Consider the following 21022-nt stretch of genomic DNA (forward strand, 5'->3'; position numbering starts at 1 on the left):
GTCCCGCGCGGGCGGGGTTCCCGTGCCGCCGAAGGCCGAGCGGTCCGTGACCGCATCGGTTCGCCGGTCCGGATGCCTTACAGGTTGTTCGCGTAGAAGCCGGTGAGTCGTTCGACGGTAGCGTCGACGTATTCGGGTTCGTCGTACATCTCGTAGTGGCCGGCGCCGTCGATCACCATGAGGTCGACGGGGTTGGGGGCCAGCTTCCACAGCTGCATGCCGGTGTCGTAGGAGCCGGTGTTGCCGATGCGTCCGGCGAGGATCACCTGGAGCGGCTGGGTCATGAGCCGATCGGCCAGGTGGAACGCGTCATAGCCCAGCAGGAGGGAGTCGCTGCGCAAGAGACGCCGATTCGTGGAGCGCTCGTGACCGCCGCGCTCGGTGCGGTAGTAGGTGATCGCCTGGATGGTGTCGATGTCGGTCAGACCCGCGGCCGTGGCGTCCTCAAGGGTGTCGGGCAGCCAGTTCACACGGGCCGTCTCGCCGGAGCGGACCTCTTCGGTACGTGCGTCCGCGAGGGCGTCGAGGGCCGCGACCGGACCGTCGGGCTGGAAGCCGCGGAACGCGGCGCCGATGTTGACGGGGACGACCGTGCCGACCGCTTTGATGCGGTGGTCCGTGCGGGCGGTGTGCACGGCGTAGCCCCCACCGGCGCAGATGCCGAGGACGCCGATGCGCTGCGGGTCGATGCCGGGGGTCGTGGTGAGCGTGTCGATGGCGTAGGTGATGTCCTCACCGCGGCGGTAGGGATCTTCGAGGTCGCGGGGCTCGCCCTGACTCTCGCCCTGGTGGGCGGGGTCGAAGACGAGCGCCGCGATGCCGCGCGCGGCGAGACGGGAGGCGTAGTTGGCGCCGATCTGCTCCTTCACGCTGCTGCCGGGAGTGGACAGCACCACGGCGGGCAGCGGTGTACCGCTGTGGGCGTCGTCGGGCAGGTGGAGGTCTGCGGCGAGTTCGAGGGGACCGCGCGGGATCGTGAGGTGCAGAAGCATGCGTGGCTTCCTCCGTGAGGACGTTGTTCCATGGGAGTCCAGTACAAGACAGCGCCTAGTACGATATGGAACCAATACGAAACTGTACCGCCTGGACGGAGGCTCGCATGTCGGTGGACGGGGCGCAGCTGTGGACGCTGAACCAGCGGCTGCTGGGCGTCGTGATGGATGCCTGCACGCGGGAGCTGGCCGAGCTCGGTTTGGAGACGAAGGAGTTCTTCGTCCTGGCCGAGGTGGAGGCGTCGCCGTACCCGGCCGAGATCGCGACCGCGCTGTTGCTGCCCAAGGCGAGCGTGACGGTCTACGTTCGCAACCTCGTCGCCAAGGGGTTCCTCCGCCGTGAGATCGACGAGGCGGACTTGCGGCGTCATCGGCTCGTACTGACCGCCGAGGGCACGCGGGCGCGCGATCGAGCGCTTGCGGCCCTGGCGGCGGAGTACGACCGCAGGCTGGCGAGGGTCACTCCCCAGGACCGCGTCGAGTTGCAGCGCATCCTCAAGGCGATGCTCGGCTCGCCCGCGTCGGGCCGTGGGGGCGAGTGATCCGTCCGTCCGGTGCTCCGCGGCATCGGGGTGCGTCGCTTGACACGAAAATCGAACATCCATTCTTATGAAGGCTCCGGCGGGACCGTGGGCGGGGGATTTGGCCATGGTCTGGGTGGATATGCCCTCCAGTTATCCACAGGCCGGGCCGGCGTCGGGGCGCGTTGTCAGTGGCAGGCGTTAGCGTCTTTGACGTGAAGCGAACGACTCAAGCAAACCGGGTGGAACCCATGGCAGGAACCGACCGCGAGAAGGCGCTCGACGCCGCGCTCGCACAGATTGAACGGCAATTCGGCAAGGGCGCGGTCATGCGCATGGGCGAGCGGTCGAAGGAGCCCATCGAGGTCATCTCGACCGGCTCGACCGCGCTGGACGTGGCGCTCGGCGTCGGCGGCCTGCCCCGCGGCCGTGTCGTCGAGATCTACGGACCGGAGTCCTCCGGTAAGACGACCCTGACGCTGCACGCCGTGGCGAACGCGCAGAAGGCGGGCGGCCAGGTCGCGTTCGTGGACGCGGAGCACGCCCTGGACCCCGAGTACGCGCGCAAGCTCGGCGTCGACATCGACAACCTGATCCTGTCCCAGCCGGACAACGGCGAGCAGGCGCTGGAGATCGTGGACATGCTGGTCCGCTCCGGCGCGCTCGACCTGATCGTCATCGACTCCGTCGCCGCGCTCGTGCCGCGCGCGGAGATCGAGGGCGAGATGGGCGACAGCCACGTGGGTCTCCAGGCCCGGCTGATGAGCCAGGCGCTGCGGAAGATCACCAGCGCGCTCAACCAGTCCAAGACCACCGCCATCTTCATCAACCAGCTCCGCGAGAAGATCGGCGTCATGTTCGGCTCGCCGGAGACCACGACCGGTGGCCGGGCGCTGAAGTTCTACGCCTCGGTGCGCATCGACATCCGCCGCATCGAGACCCTGAAGGACGGCACGGAAGCGGTCGGCAACCGCACCCGCTGCAAGGTCGTCAAGAACAAGGTCGCGCCGCCCTTCAAGCAGGCCGAGTTCGACATCCTCTACGGCCAGGGCATCAGCCGCGAGGGCGGCCTGATCGACATGGGCGTGGAGCACGGCTTCGTGCGCAAGGCCGGCGCCTGGTACACGTACGAGGGCGACCAGCTCGGCCAGGGCAAGGAGAACGCGCGCAACTTCCTCAAGGACAACCCCGACCTGGCCAACGAGATCGAGAAGAAGATCAAGGAGAAGCTGGGCGTGGGTGTCCGGCCGGAGGAGCCGTCGGCCGAGCCCGTCGCGGACGCCGCGGCCACCGCCCCGGAGGCCGAGGACACCGCCAAGACGGCCGCCAAGGCCGCCAAGCCCAAGGCCGCCGTTGCCAAGAGCTGACCGTGACACGACGAACCGACTGGGCCGAGTACGAGCACGCCACCCCCGGTGTCCCGCGGGGGAGGGGCACCGGGGGCCACCCGGCCTTCGCCCCGGGCGGTGACGGCGACGCGTACGCGACCGGCGGACACGACGGGCACGACGGACACGGGGACGGCATCTGGCCGGGCGACGGGAGCGGCGGGCTGCACGGGGGCGGCCCGACTGATCCGGGCTCCCGGGGCAGGCGGGGGCGCCGTCGGCGCGGCTTCGGGGACCCGCCCGGTGGTGAGGACGAAGGCGCCCCTTCCTCGTCGAGGGCCGAGCGGGGGGAGTCTTCCGGGGACCCGGTCGAGCGGGCACGGGCGATCTGCCTGCGCCTGCTCACCGGGACCCCGCGCACCCGCAAACAGCTCGCGGACGCCCTGCGCAAGCGGGAGATCCCCGAGGACGTGGCCGAGGAGGTGCTGTCGCGGTTCGAGGAGGTCGGACTGATCGACGACGGCGCGTTCGCGGACGCCTGGGTGGAGTCCCGCCACCACGGCCGGGGGCTCGCCCGGCGCGCCCTCGCCCGGGAACTGCGCACCAAGGGGGTCGACTCGGCGCTGATCGACGAGGCCGTCGGGCAGCTCGACTCCGACCAGGAGGAGGCGACCGCCCGGGAGCTCGTCGCCCGCAAGCTGCGCGCCACCCGGGGCCTCGACCGCGACAAGCGCATCCGCCGCCTCGCCGGCATGCTCGCCCGCAAGGGATACCCGGAGGGAATGTCCCTGCGCATCGTCCGCCGGGCACTGGAGGAAGAGGGCGAGGACACCGACTTCCTGGGCGAGCCCGACCTGTGACGACGGGCGGGCCGGGCCCGCCGCCGGGGGGTTAACCCCCGCCCGGGACACCGGGACACCGCAGTGTGCCGGCACCTCCGTACCGGCGAGAGTGGTGGCACGCCCCGCGGAGCGCGCCAGACCGGCCCTGGGACGGTCAGCGCGGTCCTGCCGGCCGCCCAGCGGAGGAGAGCCCGCCCCGATGATGCTGCGATACGCCCTGCGGACCGTCCGCGCCCGCACAGCGGGATTTCTCGGGGCCTTCATCGCCCTGATGTGCGCGGCCGCCCTGATCAGTGCCTGCGGGTCGCTCCTCGACACCGGCCTGCGCGGCGCCATCCGTACCGAGCGCTACGCGGCCGCGCCGGTCGTGGTCTCTGCCGACCAGTCCGTGCACCGGACCACCGTCAAGCACCGGCACGGCAAGACCAAGGTCAAGCACAAGGCGAAGCCCATCGCCGAACGGGCCTGGCTGTCCGAGCGGTTGGGAGACAGGATCGCCCGCACTCCGGGGGTGGCCCGAGTCGTCCCCGAACTCACCTTCCTCGCCCAGCCGTTGGTGCCCGCGGGCACCGGCGGCCGAACCGCCTATGGGCACGCCTGGGACTCCGCGGCTCTGACGCCGTACCGGCTGAGCGCGGGCCGCGCGCCCAGAGCCGCCGACGAACTGGTCGTGGACGCCGACCTCGCCGCCCGGGCCCGGCTGCGCCCCGGCGCCCGGCTCACCGTGCAGTCCACGAGCGCCCCGCGCGGCTACCGGATCACCGGCATCGCCACGGCGGCCACCGCCGTACGCCACCAGACGTCCCTGTTCTTCTCCGCCGCCGAGGCCCGCCGGCTGGCCGCGCACCCCGGACAGGTCACCGCCTTCGGAGTGCTGCCGGCCACGGGGACGGACCCGCAGCGGGTGCGGCAGGCCGTGGCGCGGACGCTGGAAGGCACCACCGCACGGGTCAGCACCGGTGACGCCCGCGGCCCCGTCGAGTTCCTGGACGCGGCCGCCGCCCGTACCCGGCTCGTCAGCATGGGCGCGGCCATGGGCGGCACCTCGCTGCTGGTGGCGGTCCTCGTGGTCGTCGGCACCTTCGCGCTCACCGTCCAGCAGCGCCACCGTGAACTCGCCCTGCTCCGCGCCGTTGCCGCCACGCCCGGACAGATCCGCGGGCTGCTCGGCCGGGAGGCACTGATCGTCGGCGCGGCCGCGGGCACGGCCGGCGCGCTGCTCGGGCTCCCGCTGGGCGGCTGGCTGTACGCCCGATTCGTCGCCCTGGGCGCCGTACCCGCCACGCTGGAGCGCTCCGCCGGCCTCTTCCCGCCGCTCGCCGCGCTCACCGCCACCCTGCTCGGCGCCTGGGCGGCGGCCCGGATCGCCTCCCGCCGGATCACCCGGATACGACCGGCCGAGGCGCTCGCGGAGGCCGCGGTCGAGCGCACCCGCCCCGGCCGGGGCCGGGCCGCCGCCGGGCTGGTGTGTCTCGCCGGCGGGGCCGTCCTCGTCGCGCTGCTCACCTCCCTGCGCACCGAGGCCGCCTCGACCCCCGTGACCCTCCTCGCCGTCGTGGTGCTGTGCGTCTGCGTCGCCCTGCTCGGGCCGCTCCTGGTCAGGGCAGCCGCGGTGCTGCTCGCCCCGCCGCTGCGGCTCACCGGTCACGGCGGCCGCCTCGCCACCGCCAATCTGCGCGGCAACGCCGCCCGCATGGCGTCCGTCGTCACCCCGCTCACCCTGCTCGTCGGCATGACCTGCACGGTGCTGTTCGTGCAGACCACACTCGGCGACGCGGCGCGCGCCCAGGTCCGCGAGGGCGTCCGGGCCGACTGGGTGGTGACCGGGCAGGGGCCCGGCGTGCCCGGGGAGGCCGCGGAACGACTGCGCGCACGGCACGACACGGTCACCGAAGTCGTGCGGACGACCGTCCGCGTGGGTCTCGACAAGTACCCGGCACAGGGCGTCACCCCCGCGGGCCTGACCCGCACCTGGGACCCGGACGTCACCGCCGGCTCCCTCGACGCGCTCGGCCCCGGCACGGTCGCCGTCAGCGGACTCGCCGCCCGGCAGCAGCATCTGCGGCCCGGCAGCACCCTGAGACTCACACTCGGCGACGGCACACCCGCCACGCTGACCGTCGCCGCCGTCTACGCCCGGGGCCTCGGCTTCGGCGACCTCACCTTCGCCCACGACCTCGTCGCCCGCCACGTCGACGACCCGCTCGCCGCGTCCCTCCTCGTCAGCACGCCCCGCCCCCAGCGCCGGCTCGCGGCCGACCTGCGCGCCTTCCCGGCGCTGCGCGTCTCCTCACCGGCCGGCGCGCAGGCGCTCGGTGCCGCTCATGAGCAGACGAACGCCGAGGTCAACTACCTCGCCATGGGCCTGGTGCTGGCCTTCACCGCCATCGCGGTGGTCAACACGCTGGCCATGTCGGTGGCCGAACGGATACGGGAGTTCGCCCTGCTGCGGCTCGCGGGCGCGACCCGGCGCCAGGTGCTGCGCATGCTGCGCACCGAGTCGCTGTCCCTGCTGTTCCTGGCCACCGCGCTCGGCAGCGGCATCGCCCTCGCCGTGCTCACCGCGTTCAGCGTCGGGATGACCGGCCGGGCGGCACCCTCGGTCACCCCGCTCCTCTATGTCGCCGTCGTCGCGGTCGCCGGCCTCCTCGCCCTCGTGGCCGGCGCCCTGCCGGGACGGGTGGCGCTGCGGGTGCCGGCGGTGACGGCGGCCACGGCGAAGGAGTAGCGCTCAGGCCCCCGCCGGCGCCACCGGCAGACCGGCAGCCCGCCAGGACTGGAAGCCGCCGACCAGGTCGGTGGCCCGGTGGAGGCCGAGCTGGTGGAGGGAGGCGGCGGCGAGCGAGGAGGCGTAGCCCTCGTTGCAGACCAGCACGATGCGCAGGTCGTGGCCGGTGGCCTCGGGCAGACGGTGGCTGCCCCGGGGATCGAGGCGCCACTCCAGCTCGTTGCGCTCGATCACGAGGGCTCCGGGGATCAGCCCGTCCCGCTCGCGCAGGGCCGCGTACCGGATGTCGACCAGCAGGGCCTCGCCGGCGCGCGCCGTCTCGTACGCCTCTCGCGCCTCGACGCGCCGGTAGCCGGCGCGCACCCGCTCCAGCAGTTCGTCGATGCCGACCGGGTGCGGGGATGGGGTGGGGCTCACTGCCAGTCCTCCGGGCGTTCGACCTGCTCCAGGCGCAGCACCTGGCCGGAGCGACTGTAACGACGGATCCGGGGGAGGGGCGGGTAGTAGGCGTGCACGGAGACGGCGTGTCGGTCCGGGGACTCGTTGAGCACCTCGTGCACATGGTGGCGGCCGAAGGCGCGGCCCTGTCCGGCGGGCAGCCGCCGTTCGCGGTCCACGCCCTCGGCGAGTTCCAGGGTCTTCCAGCCGTCGGTGGGCAGCCGGGCGGCGAGCGCGTTCTCCCTGAGCTCGCCCGAGGCGGTGAGGAAGGCGCCGACCGACTCGGCGTGGTCGTGCCAGCCGGTGCCGCTGCCGGGGGGCCAGCCGATCAGCCACGCCTCGCTGCCGCCGGGGCCCGTCAGCCGCACCCAGGTGCGGCCCTCGGGGTCGAGCGGGAGGGAGGCGAGCAGTTCGGTGTCGGCCGCCGTGCGTCGTACGAAGTCGAGGAGGTCCGCCTGCGTGGGCGGGGAGGCGGGCGCCGAAGCGGGCGCGGGGGACACGGAAGGAGACGTCGAAGGAGACGAGAGGGACACGTGCACCGTCCTGAAGAGGGTTCGCGGAACGGGCGCACGACGGCGCCCGGAAGAAAAAAGGGGTGGCGAATTCAGCAGGACGGCCGACACACGCAGCCCGCATAGCGGACGAGGTCCATATGGACCCTCCGCCACAGGCGCACACAGGTGTCGGTCACGATCGGGAGTACAGCACGCCACCGGGGGCGGGTCAACCGACCGTCACCATGTGGACAGAGCGTGACGGGGCTCACGGAGGTGCGGCCGGGGCTCACGGTGCGGCGGGCCCCGGCGCAACACGGCCCGCGCGCCCCGGAACCGGTGCTCAGCGCACCCCGGCCTGCGCCTGCGCCCCCTCCGCCCCTTCCTCCACGGGTCCGCCCACGGTGGCCTCGGCCGCCGTGTACAGGTCGGCCGGGCGCACTCCGCTCAGCGCGGTGACCAGATGGCCGTCGGGGCGGACCAGCAGAACGCTGTGGGCGGGAGCGCCCGGGTAGTTCTCGGCGACCAGGAGTTCGGCGGGGTGCGGGAGGGCGGTGACGGCCGCGGCGAGACGGGGCATCATACCGGCGGAGACCCAGTGTTTGCGGTCCCAGACGCCGGTGCCCGGGGCGACCAGGACGACCAGGAGGGCGCCGTGGCCGAGGCGGTCGCGCAGCCGGACCAACGAGCCGTCCTCCGCCGTGACCCGCACATCGGCTACCGGTGCGCCGCGCGGGGTGTCGACGGAAATCTCGCCCTCCAGGTGACGGGGCGTGAGCGGGGATCCGGTGTACGCCCCCGGCGCGCCGAGCGTTCCCCGCCCCAGGTGGCCGTCGGCGAGCAGTGCGTCCTGGTTGCGGGCCTTCACCGGCACGAGGTGGCGCAGCCCGCCCCCGCCACGCAGCGCCGGCAGCGCCTGGTCGGCGGCGCGCAGCCGGGCGGCGACCGCGGCGCGCCGCTCGGCCTGGTAGCTGTCGAGCAGCCGCTCGTGCGGCCCGTGGTGCCAGGCCGGGGCCAGCTTCCAGGAGAGGTTGTCGGCGTCCCGCAGCCCTTCGTCCAGCCCCTGGGTGCCCAGCGCGCCGAGCAGGTGCGCCGCGTCCCCGGCGAGGAAGACACGGCCGTCGCGCCACCGCCGGGCCAGTCGGTGGTGCACCGTGTGGACGCCGGTGTCGAGCAGGTCGTACGGCGGTGTGGAGCCGTCGGTCCAGCCCGCGAGGGTCTCGCGGACGCGGGTCACGAGGAGTTCGGGGGTGACCAGGTCCTTGCCCGGCGGCAGCAGCCAGTCCAGGCGCCACACGCCGTCCGGGAGGGGGCGGGCGGTCACCTCCCCGGCGAACGGACCGGACGACCGCCACGGCGGCGACCGGTGGAGCAACGCCTCGCCCTCCCACGGGAGTTCCGTGCGCAGCGCGGCCACCGCGTGCCGCTCCACCGCGGTACGGCCGGGGAAGCGAATGTCCTGGAGTTTGCGCACGGTGGACCGGGTGCCGTCGCAGCCCACCAGGTAACTGCCGCGCCACCAGGTGCCCTTGGGGCCACGGGTGTGCGCGGTGACACCGGAGGGCTCCTGCTCGATCGAGTCCAGGCGGCTGTCCGTGGCGATCTCCACCAGCGGTTCCCCGGCCGCGGCCGCCCGCAGCAGCCCGGTGATCACATGCTGGGCGATGTGCAGCGGAGCGGGCTCGTCCTCGGCGAAGGCGATCTCGCTCACCACCTGCTTGCGCCGCAGCGACCGCCAGCCGGTCCAGCGCACCCCGTGCGCGGCGAGATCGGCACCGGTGAGCCGGGCCAGCAGGGCGGCCGTGTCCTCGAAGAGCACGGCGGTGCGCGCCGGGCGGGCCTCCTCCTTGCCCGGGCCCTCGTCCAGGACGACGGACGGCACCTCCTGGCGGGCCAGCGCCAGGGCGAGCGTGAGCCCGACGGGCCCCGCTCCGACGATGATCACCGGGTCCACGGCGCGGCGCCCCCCGTCCGCGGCGATGCCTCGACGGCGGTGGGTGAACAGCAAGGTGAGGCCGGGTGCACGATCACAGAACGTATGCAACCCATTGGGGGAGTATGCGTCAAGTGACCCTCGGGGGCGGTGGCGATCATGCCACCGCCCCCGGCCGAATCATGCGACTTGAATGATCGTCACTTCTTGGTGCCGACGATGTCACCGGTGCCGGCGGGACCACCGGCCGGATCGGCGCCCGTCGCCGCCGTACCCGCGACGTCCGCGACGTCCTGGACGCCCAGCACCGCCCCGGTCGACTTCTTGCCGCGCCGCAGCCGGCCCTCCAGCCAGTGCGCGAAGGAGGTCAGCGAGAAGTTGATGACCACGTAGATCACGGCCACGACGGTGAGCGAGGCGATGATGTTGCCGTAGTAGCCGCTCATGGTGTTCGCCGAGGCCAGCAGTTCGGGGAAGGTGAGGACCGCGCCGCCGAGGGCGGTGTCCTTCACGATGACCACCAGCTGGCTGACGATGGCCGGGAGCATCACGGTGACCGACTGCGGCAGCAGCACCAGCCGCATCATCTGCCCCTTGCGCAGACCGATCGCCTGAGCCGCCTCGGACTGGCCCTTGGGCAGCGAGAGGATGCCCGAGCGGACGATCTCCGCGAGCACCGACGCGTTGTAGAGCACCAGGCCGGTGACGACCGCGTAGAAGGGCCGGTCGTCCGAACTCACGCCGGTGTACTGGGCGAAGAGCGCCAGCCCGAAGATCATCAGGACCAGCACGGGGATCGCGCGGAAGAACTCCACCACGACCGCGGCCGTGGCCCGCACCCAGACGTGGTCCGAGAGCCGGGCGATGCCGAGCACGGCACCCAGCGGAAGCGCGATGACCATCGCCAGCGCCGCGGCCTCCAGGGTGTTCTCCAGGCCGGGCCAGATGTACGTCGTGTACGCCTCGGCGCTGGTGAAGAACGGCTTCCACAGGGACCAGGCCAGCTGTCCCTTCTCGTCCAGGGCGGAGTACACGAACCAGACGACGGCCGCGAGGACGACCAGGAAGCCCGCCGTGTACAGGATGTTGCGCCGCTTGGCGCGGGGCCCCGGCGTGTCGAACAGGACCGAACTCATCGCTTCACCGCCACCTTCTTGCCCACCCAGCCGAGGATCAGCCCGGTCGGCAGGGTCAGGCAGACGAACCCGAAGGCGATGACCGCCGAGATCGCCAGCAGTTGTGCCTCGTTCTCGATCATCGACTTCATCAGCAGGGCTGCCTCCGCCACGCCGATCGCGGCGGCCACCGTCGTGTTCTTCGTCAACGCGATCAGCACGTTGGTCAGCGGGCCCACGGCCGCGCGGAAGGCCTGCGGGAGCACGACCAGCCCCAGCACCTGGGAGAAGCCGAGACCGATGGCCCGCGCCGCCTCCGCCTGGCCGACCGGCACCGTGTTGATGCCGGCGCGGATCGCCTCGCACACGAAGGCCGAGGTGTAGACGATCAGACCGAGCACGGCAAGCCGGAAGTTGATCGTTTCGAAGCCCTTGGCGCCCAGGTTGACGCCCAGCGTCTGGTTCAGACCGAGCGAGGAGAAGAGGATGATCACCGTGAGCGGGATGTTCCGCACGATGTTCACGTAGGCGGTGCCGAAACCGCGCATCAGCGGTACCGGGCCCACCCGCATGGCGGCCAGCAGGGTGCCCCAGACCAGGGAGCCCACGGCGGACAGCAGGGTGAGCTGCACCGTCTTCCAGAAGGCGCCCAGTACGTCGTAATGTCCTAGAAAATCGAACACGATCTCCCGCGCTTCCGCGTGTAGGGATGCCGCGGTGCGCCGCCGTCAGGGGCGGCGCACCGGCAGGGCGTTGCCTCAGCTCTTGATGTCGCCGATCTTCGGCGCGGGCTCGTAGTGGTAGTTGGCCGGGCCGAAGTTCTTCTTCACGGCCGCCTCCCAGGAACCGTCGGACACCATCGACTCAAGGGCCTTGTTGATCTTGGCCTTGAGGTCGCTGCCCTTCTTGACGCCGATGCCGTAGTTCTCGTTGGTCATCTTGAGGCCGCCGAGCTTGAACTTGCCCTTGAACTGGGCCTGGGCGGCGTAACCGGCGAGGATCGAGTCGTCCGTGGTGAGGGCGTCGATGGCGCCGCTCTGCAGGCCGGACAGGCAGGCGGAGTAGGTCGGGTAGGTCTGGAGGTTCGCCTTCGGGGCCAGCTTGGCCTTGAGGTTCTGCGCCGAGGTCGACCCGGAGACCGAACACAGCTTCTTGCCGTTCAGGTCGCCCGCGGCCTTGATGCCCGACTCGTCGGCGCGCAGCAGCACGTCCTGGTGGGCCAGCAGGTAGGGGCCGGCGAAGTCGACCTTCTGCTCGCGCTCCGGGGTGATCGAGTAGGTGGCGGCGATGAACTGCACGTCACCGCGCTGCAGCATGGTCTCGCGGTCGGCGCTCTTCGACTCCTTCCACTCGATCTGGTCGGGGCCGTAACCGAGCTTCTTGGCGACATAGGTGGCCACGTCGACGTCGAAGCCCGAGTAGCCCTGCGGGGTCTTCTGGCCGAGGCCCGGCTGGTCGAACTTGATGCCGATGGCGATCTTCTTGCCGCCGGAGGAACCCGTGTCGTCCTTCTTGTCGCCGCCGCACGCGGTGGCGGACAGGGCGAGGGCGAGGACGACGGCCGAGGCGGCGGTGACCTTGCGGAGCTGCATGCTGAACATCCTTCGAAGTGTGAGAACGAGGTCCGTCAAAAGGGCGGCCGAGATCCGTCGGGAACCGACCCGGGCGGGCGCGGCGGCCACGGCCGCCCGCACCCTCAGTGGTGCAGGATCTTGGACAGGAAGTCCTTGGCCCGGTCGCTGCGCGGGTTGCTGAAGAACTGCTCGGGCGTGGCCTGTTCGAGGATCCGGCCGTCCGCCATGAAGACCACGCGGTTGGCGGCCGACCGCGCGAAGCCCATCTCGTGGGTGACGACGATCATCGTCATGCCCTCACGCGCCAGCTGCTGCATGACGTCCAGGACCTCGTTGATCATCTCGGGGTCGAGGGCCGAGGTCGGCTCGTCGAAGAGCATCACCTTCGGGTTCATTGCCAGCGCCCGGGCGATGGCGACACGCTGCTGCTGGCCGCCGGACAGCTGCGCGGGGTACTTGTCGGCCTGGGTGCCCACCCCGACCCGGTCCAGCAGGGCCCGCGCCTTCTCCTCGGCCGCCTTCTTGTCCGCCTTGCGGACCTTGATCTGGCCCAGCATCACGTTCTCGAGCACGGTCTTGTGCGCGAAGAGGTTGAAGGACTGGAAGACCATCCCGACGTCGGCGCGCAGCCGCGCCAGCTCCCGGCCCTCGTGCGGCAGGGGCTTGCCGTCGATCGTGATGGTGCCCGAGTCGATCGTCTCCAGGCGGTTGATGGTGCGGCACAAGGTCGACTTGCCGGACCCGGAGGGCCCGATGACCACCACCACCTCGCCGCGGTCGATCGTCAGGTCGATGTCCTGGAGCACGTGCAACGCGCCGAAGTGCTTGTTGACGCTCTTCAGGACGACCAGTTCGTCGGAAGCGGCCCTGTCCTCCTTGGCCACCTGTACTTCGGTCATCGCTTTCCGGCTCCGTCCTCCTCGGTTTCGGAGGACAGTAATGACGGGCTGTGACCTGCGTCATCACATCTGAGGGAGATCTGAGCATCACGATCGGACAACCGTCGGCGACATCTTGTAGCACCATGTGACCGGATGGATATCGGCCGGATAACGGAAGCGGGCGGCGACCGGAACCCTCTTGACGGGGTCCGGCTCCATCGGCGTCACTGCCTTGGTGCACGCGCTCGTGCATTCGATCTACCGGGCGGACACGAACCGTTTCCGTACGACCGCTGAACCGGAGGGGGCCGGGATGAGACTGCTGCTCGTCGAGGACGACAACCACGTCGCCGCGGCCCTGTCCGCCGTGCTCAAGCGGCACGGATTCGACGTCACCCACGCGCGCAACGGCGAGGAGGCCCTCCAGGCGCTCGTCCCGGAGGGCGAAGGCTTCGGCGTGGTCCTGCTCGACCTCGGCCTGCCCGACCAGGACGGCTACGAGGTCTGCGGCAAGATCCGCAAGCGCACCAGCACCCCGGTCATCATGGTCACGGCCCGCTCCGACGTGCGCTCGCGCATCCACGGGCTCAACCTGGGCGCCGACGACTACGTGGTCAAGCCCTACGACACCGGGGAACTGCTCGCCCGGATCCACGCCGTCAGCCGGCGCACCACCCACGAGGAGGCCGCGCAGGGCGGGGAGAGCAGCGTGCGCCTCGGAGTGGTGCGCATCGAACTGCCCACCCGGCAGGTCAGCGTGGACGGTTCGGTCGTCCAGCTGACCCGCAAGGAGTTCGATCTGCTCGCGCTGCTCGCCCAGCGCCCCGGTGTGGTCTTCCGGCGGGAGCAGATCATCAGCGAGGTCTGGCGCACCAGCTGGGAGGGCACCGGCCGCACCCTGGAGGTGCACGTCGCCTCCCTGCGCGCCAAGCTGCGCATGCCCGCCCTGATCGAGACCGTACGCGGCGTCGGCTACCGTCTCGTCGCCCCGGCCGCCTAGCGGGGCCGGGTGCGCACACGGCTGCTGCCGCTGCTCATCGTCCTGATGGCGGCCGTACTCCTCGCCCTCGGCATACCGCTGGCCGCCAGCATGGCCGCCGCCGAGCAGCAGAAGGTCGTCGTGGACCGGATCGACGACACGGCGCGCTTCGCCGCCCTCGCCCAGTTCGTCACCGACGGGCCCAGCGGCTCCCGGCGCACCAGCACGGACGAGCGCTGGGAGACCCTGCGCAGCGAACTGGACAGCTACCACGACGTCTACGGCATTCGGGCGGGCGTCTTCTACCGCAACGGCTCCGCCATGGCCAACGCGCCCGGCGACTGGTTCGTACCGCAGACGGGGGAGGTGCGCTCGGCCTTCGACGAGGCGCTGCTCAGCCGGCGCAGCCACGATCCCGAGCAGGTGTGGCCCTGGCGGCGCGGCCGGCTGGTCGTCGCCTCACCGGTGATCCGGGACGGCGACGTGATCGCGGTCGTCGTCACCGACTCGCCGACCGGGTCGCTGCGTTCGCGGACCCTGCACGACTGGCTGCTCATCGCGGCCGGTGAGAGCGCGGCCATGCTGCTGGCCGTCGGCGCGGCGCTGCGGCTGACCGGGTGGGTGCTCAGACCGGTCCGGGTCCTGGACGCCACCACCCACGACATCGCCACCGGGCGTCTGAAGTCCCGGGTGGCGGCGGCCGGCGGGCCGCCGGAACTGCGGCGCCTGGCCCGGTCGTTCAACGAGATGGCGGACCATGTCGAGGACGTGCTGGAGCAGCAGCGCGCCTTCGTCGCCGACGCCTCGCACCAGTTGCGCAACCCGCTGTCGGCGCTGCTGCTGCGCATCGAACTGCTGGCACTCGAACTCCCGGAGGACAACGAGGAGATCGCCTCGGTCCGCACCGAGGGCAAGCGCCTCGCCCAGGTGCTGGACGACCTGCTCGACCTGGCGCTCGCCGAGCACGCCGAGGCCGAGCTGTGCCTGACCGACATCGGCGAGCTGGCGCGGGAACGGCTGGCCGCCTGGGCACCGGCCGCCGAGGCCAAGGGCGTGCTGCTGACCGGCGACTGCCCGGCCACCACCGGCTGGGCCGATCCGATCGCCCTGTCCAGCGCGCTGGACGCGGTGATCGACAACGCGGTGAAGTTCACCCCCGAGGGCGGCCGGGTCGAGGTCACCGTCTCCTTCGGCGGCGACACCGCGAAGGTCGTCGTCACCGACACCGGACCCGGCCTCACCGACGAGGAACTCGCGCGCGTGGGCGACCGTTTCTGGCGCAGCGGCCGCCACCAGAACGTCAAGGGCTCCGGCCTCGGACTGTCCATCACCCGGGCCCTCCTCGCGGCCGGCGGCGGCTCGATCGAGTACGGCCGGCACGAGCCGCGCGGGCTGCGGGTGACGGTGTCGGTGCCGAGGCACGCGGAAGGCGCCGGGGCGGACGAGCGGGCGGTGCGAACGCTCAGGGCTTGACCGAGCGGTAGTAGCGCCGCGCGCCCTCCTGGAGGGGTATCGGATCGGTGTAGATGGCGGTGCGCAGGTCGACCAGCTGGGCGGAGTGGACATGGGCGCCGATGCCGTCCCGGCTCTTGATCACCGTGCGGGTCACCCACTCGGTGAGCCGCGGGTCCATGTCCGCGCGGGTCATCAGCAGGTTGGACACCGCGATCGTCGGCACCTCCTCGCCCTGCTGGACGCCCGGGTACGCCGACTCGGGCATGTTGGTGGCCCGGTAGTAGCGCGTTTCCTCCCCCTGCGCGTGCAGCTTGGCGACCAGGTCGGCCTCGATCGGGACGAACCGGAAGGCGCCCTTTCGGGCCAGGGAGACCAGTCCCCTGGTGGGCAGGCCGCCCGACCAGAAGAACGCGTCGATGCGGCCCTGTTCGAGCTGGTCGGGCCCGATGTCGATGCCGTCGGCGGCCGGGGTGATGTCCTTGAGCGGATCGATGCCGGCGGCGCGCAGCACCCGGTCGGCGATCAGCTTCACCCCGGAATCGGGCAGCCCGGTCGCCACCCGTTTGTGCCGCAGGTCGCGCACGCTCCGGATGCCCGAGTCGCTGCGCACTATGAGGTGCACGTAGTCGTCGTAGAGCCGGGCCACCCCGCGCAGCTGCCCGGCACCTCTGCCGTGCGCCACCTCGTACGTCTGCACCGCGTCGGCCGCCGCGATGGTGAAGTCGGCCTTCCCGGTCGCCACCCGCTGGACGTTCTCCTGGGAGCCCGCGCTGTGGAGCAGCTTCACCTTCAGGCCGGGCATGTCCTTGGCCAGCTCGCTGCGCAGCCGCTCGCCGTACTCCTGGTAGACGCCCTTGGAGGTGCCGGTGCTGAAGACGATCGTCCCGCTCGGCGGCTTCTCGCCCAGGGGCAGCAGCCACCACAGCAGCAGGCCGAGGGCGACGGCGCCGGCGGCCGCGCCCTGCAGCGCCCGGCGACTGCCGATCCGGGGGAACAGCTTGGACATGGCGGTGATCCTGCCAGGCGGGGTACGGCGCTGACCAGGGCCGGGGCGGTACGGCGGCCCGGTCCGGGCGGCGGGCGCCACTAGAGTCGTCGCATGAGCACTTCCCCCGCCGACCTGGTCCGCGAGTTCCACCACGCCTTCGGCCTCGACGTCCGCAGCACGCCGGCCGAGGTGTCCCCCGAACTGGCCGCCCACCGCTGGAAGATGCTCGCCGAGGAGGCCGCGGAGGTCGAGGAGGTCGCCGTCGAGGGCCCGCTGGACAGGCTGGCGCACGAACTGGCCGACGTGGTCTACGTCGCGTACGGCACCGCCCTGGTCCACGGCATCGACCTGGACGAGGTGATCGCCGAGATCCACCGCGCCAACATGAGCAAGCTCGGCCCCGACGGCCAGATCGCGCGCCGGGCCGACGGCAAGGTCCTCAAGGGCGACTTCTACCGGGCCCCCGACGTGTCATCCGTCCTGCGCCGCCAGGGCTGGGAGCCGGCGGCGCGGGACGGGGCGACGGAGGTCGGCGCCTAGGGTCTTTCGTTTGGATCGAGCCCGGCAAGATCCAGACGAGAGGCCCCAGGGTCTTTCGTTCGGGTCAGGCCGCGTCAGGGACGCAGGCCCGTGCCACCGAGCCGGGACAGCAGACCCGCGAGCAGCGGAACGTCCCGCTCGTCCCAGGCCGGGGCGGCGAACAGCTCGTCGGCCGTCTCCTCGGCCGTGGCCCGCATTTGGGACAGCCGTTCGCGGCCCGTCCCGGTCAGCGACGCGTAGGCCACCCGCGCGTCCCGGGCGTCCGGTTCCCGGGTCACCAGACCGATCCGCTCCAGGGGAGCCAGTGCCCGGGTGACCCCGGAGGCGGTCAGCCCCAGCGCCTCGGCGAGGTCGACCCGGCGCATCCGGCCGCCGGGCGCCTGGCTCAGCCGGAGCAGCAGCGTGAAGTCCGCGAGGCTCACCCCGTGCAGCCCGCCCAGCCGGGCGTCGAACCGCCGCGCCAGTGCCGCCTGGGCCCGCATCAGCCGCAGGGCCGCGTCCAGGGTGTCACTCACGGCCCGGCCTTTCCTTGTGCATTCCTTGAGTGCTCAAGTTCATGGGCGAGAAGCGGCGCTCTTTCATGCCTCCACCGAACGGGCCGCGCGGCGCTGCCGCTTGCTCAGGGGTGCCTGGGAGAGGTCCTCGGCCGAGGAGCGGAGGCTCCTGAAGCCGTAGCCGCGCTCGGTCAGCCACGCCTCGGCCGCCGCCTCGGCCCGCTCGGTCGCCTCCAGGATGTCCTCCTCTTCCTCCCCGGTGGCGGAGAAGCGGAAGACGAAGGCGGGACGGGCGGCGATGTCGTAGGTCAGGGTGCCCTCGGGGGTGAAGGCGGCGCGCAGCACGTCATGGGCGGCGGCGTCCGCCAGCAGCGCGGCCCGCTGGTCCTCGGTGAGTCCGTCGAAGACACCGCGCACGGTGACACGGAAGGTTCGCATGCTCATCCGGCGACCTTAGGCGGACCGGCGCCCGGTCCACCACCGCCTTTTTCCCGCCCGGCCACGCCTGCCCGGGGTCCCGGCCGGGGCGGGCCCGGGTTGTCCACAGGGCGGGCCGCGGCGCGTCCGGGACCGCCTACCCTTGACCCATGACCAGCAGCAGCGACCGGAGCCCCGCAGTGGACGTGCCCGCACCCAAGAGCTACGAGATCCGCACCTATGGGTGCCAGATGAACGTCCACGATTCCGAGCGATTGGCCGGTCTGCTGGAGGACGCCGGGTACGTACGGGCGCCGGAGGGCGCCGACGGCGACGCGGACGTGGTCGTCTTCAACACCTGCGCGGTGCGCGAGAACGCCGACAACCGGCTGTACGGCAACCTCGGCCGGCTCGCCCCGAAGAAGGCCTCCCGGCCCGGCATGCAGATCGCGGTCGGCGGCTGCCTCGCGCAGAAGGACCGCGACACCATCGTCAAGAAGGCGCCCTGGGTGGACGTCGTCTTCGGCACGCACAACATCGGCAAGCTGCCCGTCCTGCTGGAGCGCGCCCGCGTGCAGGAGGAGGCGCAGGTCGAGATCGCCGAGTCCCTGGAGGCGTTCCCCTCCACCCTGCCGACCCGGCGCGAGAGCGCCTACGCGGCCTGGGTGTCGATCTCCGTCGGCTGCAACAACACCTGCACCTTCTGCATCGTCCCCGCGCTGCGCGGCAAGGAGAAGGACCGCCGCCCCGGCGACATCCTCGCCGAGGTCGAGGCGCTGGTCGCCGAGGGCGTCTCCGAGATCACCCTGCTCGGCCAGAACGTCAACGCCTACGGCTCCGACATCGGCGACCGCGAGGCCTTCAGCAAGCTGCTGCGCGCCTGCGGCACGATCGACGGCTTGGAGCGCGTCCGCTTCACCTCCCCGCACCCGCGCGACTTCACCGACGACGTCATCGCCGCCATGGCCGAGACGCCGAACGTGATGCCGCAGCTGCACATGCCGCTCCAGTCCGGCTCGGACCCGATCCTCAAGGCCATGCGCCGCTCGTACCGGCAGGAGCGCTACCTCGGCATCATCGAGAAGGTGCGCGCCGCCATCCCGCACGCGGCCATCACCACCGACATCATCGTGGGCTTCCCCGGCGAGACCGAGGAGGACTTCGAGCAGACCCTGCACGTGGTCCGCGAGGCGCGGTTCGCGCAGGCCTTCACCTTCCAGTACTCCAAGCGCCCCGGCACCCCGGCCGCGACCATGGAGAACCAGATCCCCAAGGAGGTCGTCCAGGCGCGCTACGAGCGGCTGGTCGCCCTCCAGGAGGAGATCTCCTGGGAGGAGAACAAGAAGCAGGTCGGCCGCACCCTCGAACTGATGGTGGCCGAGGGCGAGGGCCGCAAGGACGGCGCCACCCACCGGCTCTCCGGCCGCGCCCCCGACAACCGCCTGGTCCACTTCACCAAGCCGGAGCAGGAGGTCCGCCCCGGTGACGTGGTCACGGTCGAGGTGACGTACGCCGCCCCGCACCACCTGCTCGCCGAGGGCGCCGTGCTCGGCGTGCGCCGCACGCGCGCGGGCGACGCCTGGGCGAAGCGCACCGCCGAAGAGGCCGCCAAGCCGGCCGGCGTCATGCTCGGCCTGCCGAAGGTCGGCGTTCCGGCCCCGCTGCCGGCCGTCGCGAGCGGCTGCGGCTGCGACTGACCGCGGCGCCCGTCCGGGCGGTGACCGTCCGGACAGGCGGCCAGGAGGGGGAGCGGCTCGCGCATCCGCTGGGGGCTGCCCGTGCGCGCCGGGCCCGCGTTACGCTGCCGATCATGCTTGTCGCCGCCGCCGTCTGCCCCTGCCCGCCGCTGCTCGTGCCCGAGGTCGCCGCGGGCGCCGCTTTCGAACTGGACGCCCTGCGCGCGGCGTGCACGGACGCGCTCGGCGTGCTCGCGGCCGCCCGCCCGGATCTGCTGGTGGTGGTCGGCCCCGCCGGGCAGGGCGGGGGCGGGGCGTTCCCGCAGGGCGCGCCGGGGTCGTTCCGGGGGTTCGGGGTGGAGCTGGACGTCCGGCTGGGCCAAGGGGCCGTCAAGGGGCCCGCGTTGCCGTCGTCGCTTGCGGTCGGCGCCTGGCTGCTGGAGCGGACCGGCCGGTGGGACGTCCCGGCCGAGGGGCTCGGCGTCGAGGAGACGCTCGCGCCCGAGCGGTGCGCGGAGACCGGGCGGGAACTCGCGGCCCGGGCCGGGCGCGTGGCGCTGCTGGTCATGGGGGACGCCAGCGCCTGCCGCACGGTCAAGGCGCCGGGCTATCTGGACGAGCGGGCGGAGCCGTTCGACGCGGCGGCCGCCCGGGCACTGGGCGCGGCCGACCTCGCGGCCGTGCGGGCGCTGGACGCGGGGCTCGCCCGCGAACTGAAGGCGTCCGGCCGCGCCCCCTGGCAGATCCTCGCGGGCGCCGCCGAGGGCGCGGACCTCGACGGCGCACTGCTGCACGAGGACGCGCCCTACGGCGTCGGCTATCTGGTCGCCACCTGGTCCTGAGATCCGGCGGCCACCGGTCCGGGGGAATCCCCCCGGTCAGGAGGCCGGCGGCGGGCCCTGCGGCGGGGTGGGCGGGTTCGGGTGGGCGCCCGGCGCCGCGTCCGGGCCGCCGTCCTTCTGCGCGAGGCGGTCCACCGCGTCCTTGGCCTTGCCGGTGCCCGCCTGGATCTTGTCGCTGTACTTGCCCTTGGTCCGCTCGTCGACGGCCTTCGCGGCCTTGTCGATGCCGTGCTGCACCTTGTCCCCGTGCTGGCGCGCGAGGTCGGACACCTTGTCCTTGGCCGGGCCGAGCTTGGCCTTCATGTTGTCAAACAGACCCATGATCCACCTTCCCTTGCGGGACTGCCCGCGGGATTGCCTCGCGGAACGGTTACTTGCGGACGCCCTCGCCGGTCTCGCTGTCGGCCGCCTCCTCGGCGGACTGCTGCCGGGGGATCCCGGAGCCCTCGGACGCGTCCTCCGCGTCGGCACCCTGCCGCGCCGTCACGTCCGCACGCCCTTCGTTGGCATCCTGCCCCGAACCTTCCCCGTCACGCCCGAAGGATCCCGCTGCCTGTGCCGCCCCGGCTCCCTTCGCCCCCGACCGCGCCGACCGCGATTCCTCCGCCTCGGCCCCCACCGGCTCCGTACCGGCCTTCGCCGCGGCGGCCGACGCCTCCCGAGTCGCCTTCGACCTGCCGAGGAGTCGTGCAAACACGCCCATAGTCACTCCATACGGTACTCGCGCGGGGGAATTCCCGCGTCACGCGGTGCGTACGCTCGCGTCGCCCGGGTCACCGCCCCGG

At 72.3% G+C, this 21022-nt stretch carries 22 protein-coding genes; 9 read left to right on the forward strand and 13 right to left on the reverse strand.

What is annotated here, in order from left to right:
• Positions 1-77 precede the first annotated feature (77 nt).
• Positions 78-992, reverse strand: a complete 915-nt coding sequence (locus ACSP97_RS26080) for an alpha/beta hydrolase (protein ID WP_440554491.1) — start codon at positions 990-992, stop codon at positions 78-80.
• Positions 993-1099: 107 nt separating this feature from the next.
• On the opposite strand from ACSP97_RS26080, the gene ACSP97_RS26085 reads away from it, so the two are divergent.
• The 4 genes from ACSP97_RS26085 (at position 1100) to ACSP97_RS26100 (ending at position 6411) form a co-directional block, all read left to right on the forward strand.
• Positions 1100-1534 carry a MarR family winged helix-turn-helix transcriptional regulator gene (locus ACSP97_RS26085; protein ID WP_358272172.1) on the forward strand — a complete coding sequence of 145 codons (435 nt, stop codon included), beginning with the start codon at positions 1100-1102 and terminating at the stop codon, positions 1532-1534.
• 230 nt (positions 1535-1764) lie between these two features.
• Positions 1765-2880: a recombinase RecA gene (gene recA, locus ACSP97_RS26090; protein ID WP_440554493.1), complete on the forward strand. Its 1116-nt coding sequence runs from the start codon at positions 1765-1767 to the stop codon at positions 2878-2880.
• A 2-nt stretch (positions 2881-2882) separates the two neighbouring features.
• Positions 2883-3701: a recombination regulator RecX gene (gene recX, locus ACSP97_RS26095; RefSeq protein ID WP_440554495.1), complete on the forward strand. Its 819-nt coding sequence runs from the start codon at positions 2883-2885 to the stop codon at positions 3699-3701.
• Between the two features lie 181 nt (positions 3702-3882).
• A complete protein-coding gene (locus ACSP97_RS26100) occupies positions 3883-6411 on the forward strand; it encodes an ABC transporter permease (RefSeq protein WP_440554497.1) in 2529 nt (842 codons plus the stop codon).
• A gap of 3 nt (positions 6412-6414) precedes the next feature.
• Here the strand turns inward: ACSP97_RS26100 and ACSP97_RS26105 are convergent, their stop codons facing one another.
• The 8 genes from ACSP97_RS26105 to ACSP97_RS26140 form a co-directional block, all read right to left on the reverse strand.
• A complete protein-coding gene (locus ACSP97_RS26105) occupies positions 6415-6828 on the reverse strand; it encodes a rhodanese-like domain-containing protein (RefSeq protein ID WP_355149166.1) in 414 nt (137 codons plus the stop codon).
• On the reverse strand, positions 6825-7349 hold the full coding sequence (locus ACSP97_RS26110) for a cysteine dioxygenase (RefSeq protein ID WP_440554499.1): 525 nt from the start codon (positions 7347-7349) through the stop codon (positions 6825-6827). The genes ACSP97_RS26105 and ACSP97_RS26110 overlap by 4 nt, the downstream gene beginning before the upstream one ends.
• Before the next feature lie 104 nt (positions 7350-7453).
• Positions 7454-7501, reverse strand: a complete 48-nt coding sequence (locus ACSP97_RS26115; RefSeq protein WP_309506048.1) for a hypothetical protein — start codon at positions 7499-7501, stop codon at positions 7454-7456.
• A gap of 185 nt (positions 7502-7686) precedes the next feature.
• Positions 7687-9297, reverse strand: a complete 1611-nt coding sequence (locus ACSP97_RS26120; RefSeq protein WP_440558479.1) for an FAD-dependent monooxygenase — start codon at positions 9295-9297, stop codon at positions 7687-7689.
• A gap of 179 nt (positions 9298-9476) precedes the next feature.
• The gene (locus ACSP97_RS26125; RefSeq protein ID WP_355149174.1) at positions 9477-10412 is read right to left on the reverse strand and encodes an amino acid ABC transporter permease; all 936 of its coding nucleotides are present in this window, start codon (positions 10410-10412) and stop codon (positions 9477-9479) included.
• On the reverse strand, positions 10409-11074 hold the full coding sequence (locus tag ACSP97_RS26130; RefSeq protein WP_355149176.1) for an amino acid ABC transporter permease: 666 nt from the start codon (positions 11072-11074) through the stop codon (positions 10409-10411). Before ACSP97_RS26130 ends, ACSP97_RS26125 begins: the two co-directional genes overlap by 4 nt.
• Before the next feature lie 75 nt (positions 11075-11149).
• Positions 11150-11983, reverse strand: coding sequence for a glutamate ABC transporter substrate-binding protein (locus ACSP97_RS26135; RefSeq protein WP_355328393.1), 834 nt, complete (start codon positions 11981-11983; stop codon positions 11150-11152).
• A 104-nt stretch (positions 11984-12087) separates the two neighbouring features.
• Positions 12088-12864 (reverse strand): amino acid ABC transporter ATP-binding protein, encoded by a 777-nt coding sequence (locus ACSP97_RS26140; RefSeq protein WP_070026001.1) that lies wholly within the window; start codon positions 12862-12864, stop codon positions 12088-12090.
• A gap of 295 nt (positions 12865-13159) precedes the next feature.
• Between ACSP97_RS26140 and ACSP97_RS26145 the strand changes: the two genes are divergently transcribed.
• Together ACSP97_RS26145 and ACSP97_RS26150 are read left to right on the forward strand one after the other, a co-directional pair.
• Entirely contained in the window at positions 13160-13846 is a 687-nt protein-coding gene (locus ACSP97_RS26145; protein WP_355149180.1) for a response regulator transcription factor, read from the forward strand.
• A gap of 9 nt (positions 13847-13855) precedes the next feature.
• Positions 13856-15298: a sensor histidine kinase gene (locus ACSP97_RS26150; protein ID WP_440554502.1), complete on the forward strand. Its 1443-nt coding sequence runs from the start codon at positions 13856-13858 to the stop codon at positions 15296-15298.
• Here the strand turns inward: ACSP97_RS26150 and ACSP97_RS26155 are convergent.
• Positions 15288-16286 carry a TAXI family TRAP transporter solute-binding subunit gene (locus ACSP97_RS26155; protein WP_440554503.1) on the reverse strand — a complete coding sequence of 333 codons (999 nt, stop codon included), beginning with the start codon at positions 16284-16286 and terminating at the stop codon, positions 15288-15290. The two genes, ACSP97_RS26150 and ACSP97_RS26155, sit on opposite strands and share 11 nt — an antisense overlap.
• Positions 16287-16379: 93 nt before the next feature.
• Between ACSP97_RS26155 and ACSP97_RS26160 the strand changes: the two genes are divergently transcribed.
• A complete protein-coding gene (locus tag ACSP97_RS26160) occupies positions 16380-16808 on the forward strand; it encodes a MazG nucleotide pyrophosphohydrolase domain-containing protein (RefSeq protein WP_391871233.1) in 429 nt (142 codons plus the stop codon).
• Positions 16809-16882: 74 nt separating this feature from the next.
• Here ACSP97_RS26160 and ACSP97_RS26165 read toward each other — a convergent pair whose 3' ends face one another.
• Positions 16883-17323 carry a MarR family winged helix-turn-helix transcriptional regulator gene (locus tag ACSP97_RS26165; protein WP_440554506.1) on the reverse strand — a complete coding sequence of 147 codons (441 nt, stop codon included), beginning with the start codon at positions 17321-17323 and terminating at the stop codon, positions 16883-16885.
• Positions 17324-17386: 63 nt separating this feature from the next.
• On the reverse strand, positions 17387-17746 hold the full coding sequence (locus tag ACSP97_RS26170) for a DUF6204 family protein (RefSeq protein WP_440554509.1): 360 nt from the start codon (positions 17744-17746) through the stop codon (positions 17387-17389).
• A 143-nt stretch (positions 17747-17889) separates the two neighbouring features.
• Between ACSP97_RS26170 and miaB the strand changes: the two genes are divergently transcribed.
• Both miaB and ACSP97_RS26180 read left to right on the forward strand, forming a co-directional pair.
• A complete protein-coding gene (miaB, locus tag ACSP97_RS26175; protein ID WP_355328399.1) occupies positions 17890-19416 on the forward strand; it encodes a tRNA (N6-isopentenyl adenosine(37)-C2)-methylthiotransferase MiaB in 1527 nt (508 codons plus the stop codon).
• A gap of 113 nt (positions 19417-19529) precedes the next feature.
• Positions 19530-20237, forward strand: coding sequence for a class III extradiol dioxygenase subunit B-like domain-containing protein (locus tag ACSP97_RS26180; protein WP_440554511.1), 708 nt, complete (start codon positions 19530-19532; stop codon positions 20235-20237).
• 36 nt (positions 20238-20273) lie between these two features.
• Here ACSP97_RS26180 and ACSP97_RS26185 read toward each other — a convergent pair whose 3' ends face one another.
• On the reverse strand, positions 20274-20558 hold the full coding sequence (locus ACSP97_RS26185; RefSeq protein WP_070025992.1) for an antitoxin: 285 nt from the start codon (positions 20556-20558) through the stop codon (positions 20274-20276).
• Positions 20559-21022 lie beyond the last annotated feature (464 nt).

Origin of the sequence: Streptomyces sp. SCPE 10 (assembly GCF_051980735.1) — a bacterium.
GTDB lineage: Bacteria > Actinomycetota > Actinomycetes > Streptomycetales > Streptomycetaceae > Streptomyces > Streptomyces misionensis.

Excerpts from the sequence above, each read along its gene's own strand:
- ACSP97_RS26080 (WP_440554491.1), bottom strand. The coding sequence starts at position 992 with ATGCTTCTGCACCTCACGATCCCGCGCGGTCCCCTCGAACTCGCCGCA.
- ACSP97_RS26085 (WP_358272172.1), top strand. The coding sequence starts at position 1,100 with ATGTCGGTGGACGGGGCGCAGCTGTGGACGCTGAACCAGCGGCTGCTG.
- recA (WP_440554493.1), top strand. The coding sequence starts at position 1,765 with ATGGCAGGAACCGACCGCGAGAAGGCGCTCGACGCCGCGCTCGCACAG.
- ACSP97_RS26100 (WP_440554497.1), top strand. The coding sequence starts at position 3,883 with ATGATGCTGCGATACGCCCTGCGGACCGTCCGCGCCCGCACAGCGGGA.
- ACSP97_RS26125 (WP_355149174.1), bottom strand. The coding sequence starts at position 10,412 with ATGAGTTCGGTCCTGTTCGACACGCCGGGGCCCCGCGCCAAGCGGCGC.
- ACSP97_RS26135 (WP_355328393.1), bottom strand. The coding sequence starts at position 11,983 with ATGCAGCTCCGCAAGGTCACCGCCGCCTCGGCCGTCGTCCTCGCCCTC.
- ACSP97_RS26140 (WP_070026001.1), bottom strand. The coding sequence starts at position 12,864 with ATGACCGAAGTACAGGTGGCCAAGGAGGACAGGGCCGCTTCCGACGAA.
- ACSP97_RS26145 (WP_355149180.1), top strand. The coding sequence starts at position 13,160 with ATGAGACTGCTGCTCGTCGAGGACGACAACCACGTCGCCGCGGCCCTG.
- ACSP97_RS26155 (WP_440554503.1), bottom strand. The coding sequence starts at position 16,286 with ATGTCCAAGCTGTTCCCCCGGATCGGCAGTCGCCGGGCGCTGCAGGGC.
- ACSP97_RS26160 (WP_391871233.1), top strand. The coding sequence starts at position 16,380 with ATGAGCACTTCCCCCGCCGACCTGGTCCGCGAGTTCCACCACGCCTTC.
- ACSP97_RS26170 (WP_440554509.1), bottom strand. The coding sequence starts at position 17,746 with ATGAGCATGCGAACCTTCCGTGTCACCGTGCGCGGTGTCTTCGACGGA.
- miaB (WP_355328399.1), top strand. The coding sequence starts at position 17,890 with ATGACCAGCAGCAGCGACCGGAGCCCCGCAGTGGACGTGCCCGCACCC.
- ACSP97_RS26180 (WP_440554511.1), top strand. The coding sequence starts at position 19,530 with ATGCTTGTCGCCGCCGCCGTCTGCCCCTGCCCGCCGCTGCTCGTGCCC.
- ACSP97_RS26185 (WP_070025992.1), bottom strand. The coding sequence starts at position 20,558 with ATGGGTCTGTTTGACAACATGAAGGCCAAGCTCGGCCCGGCCAAGGAC.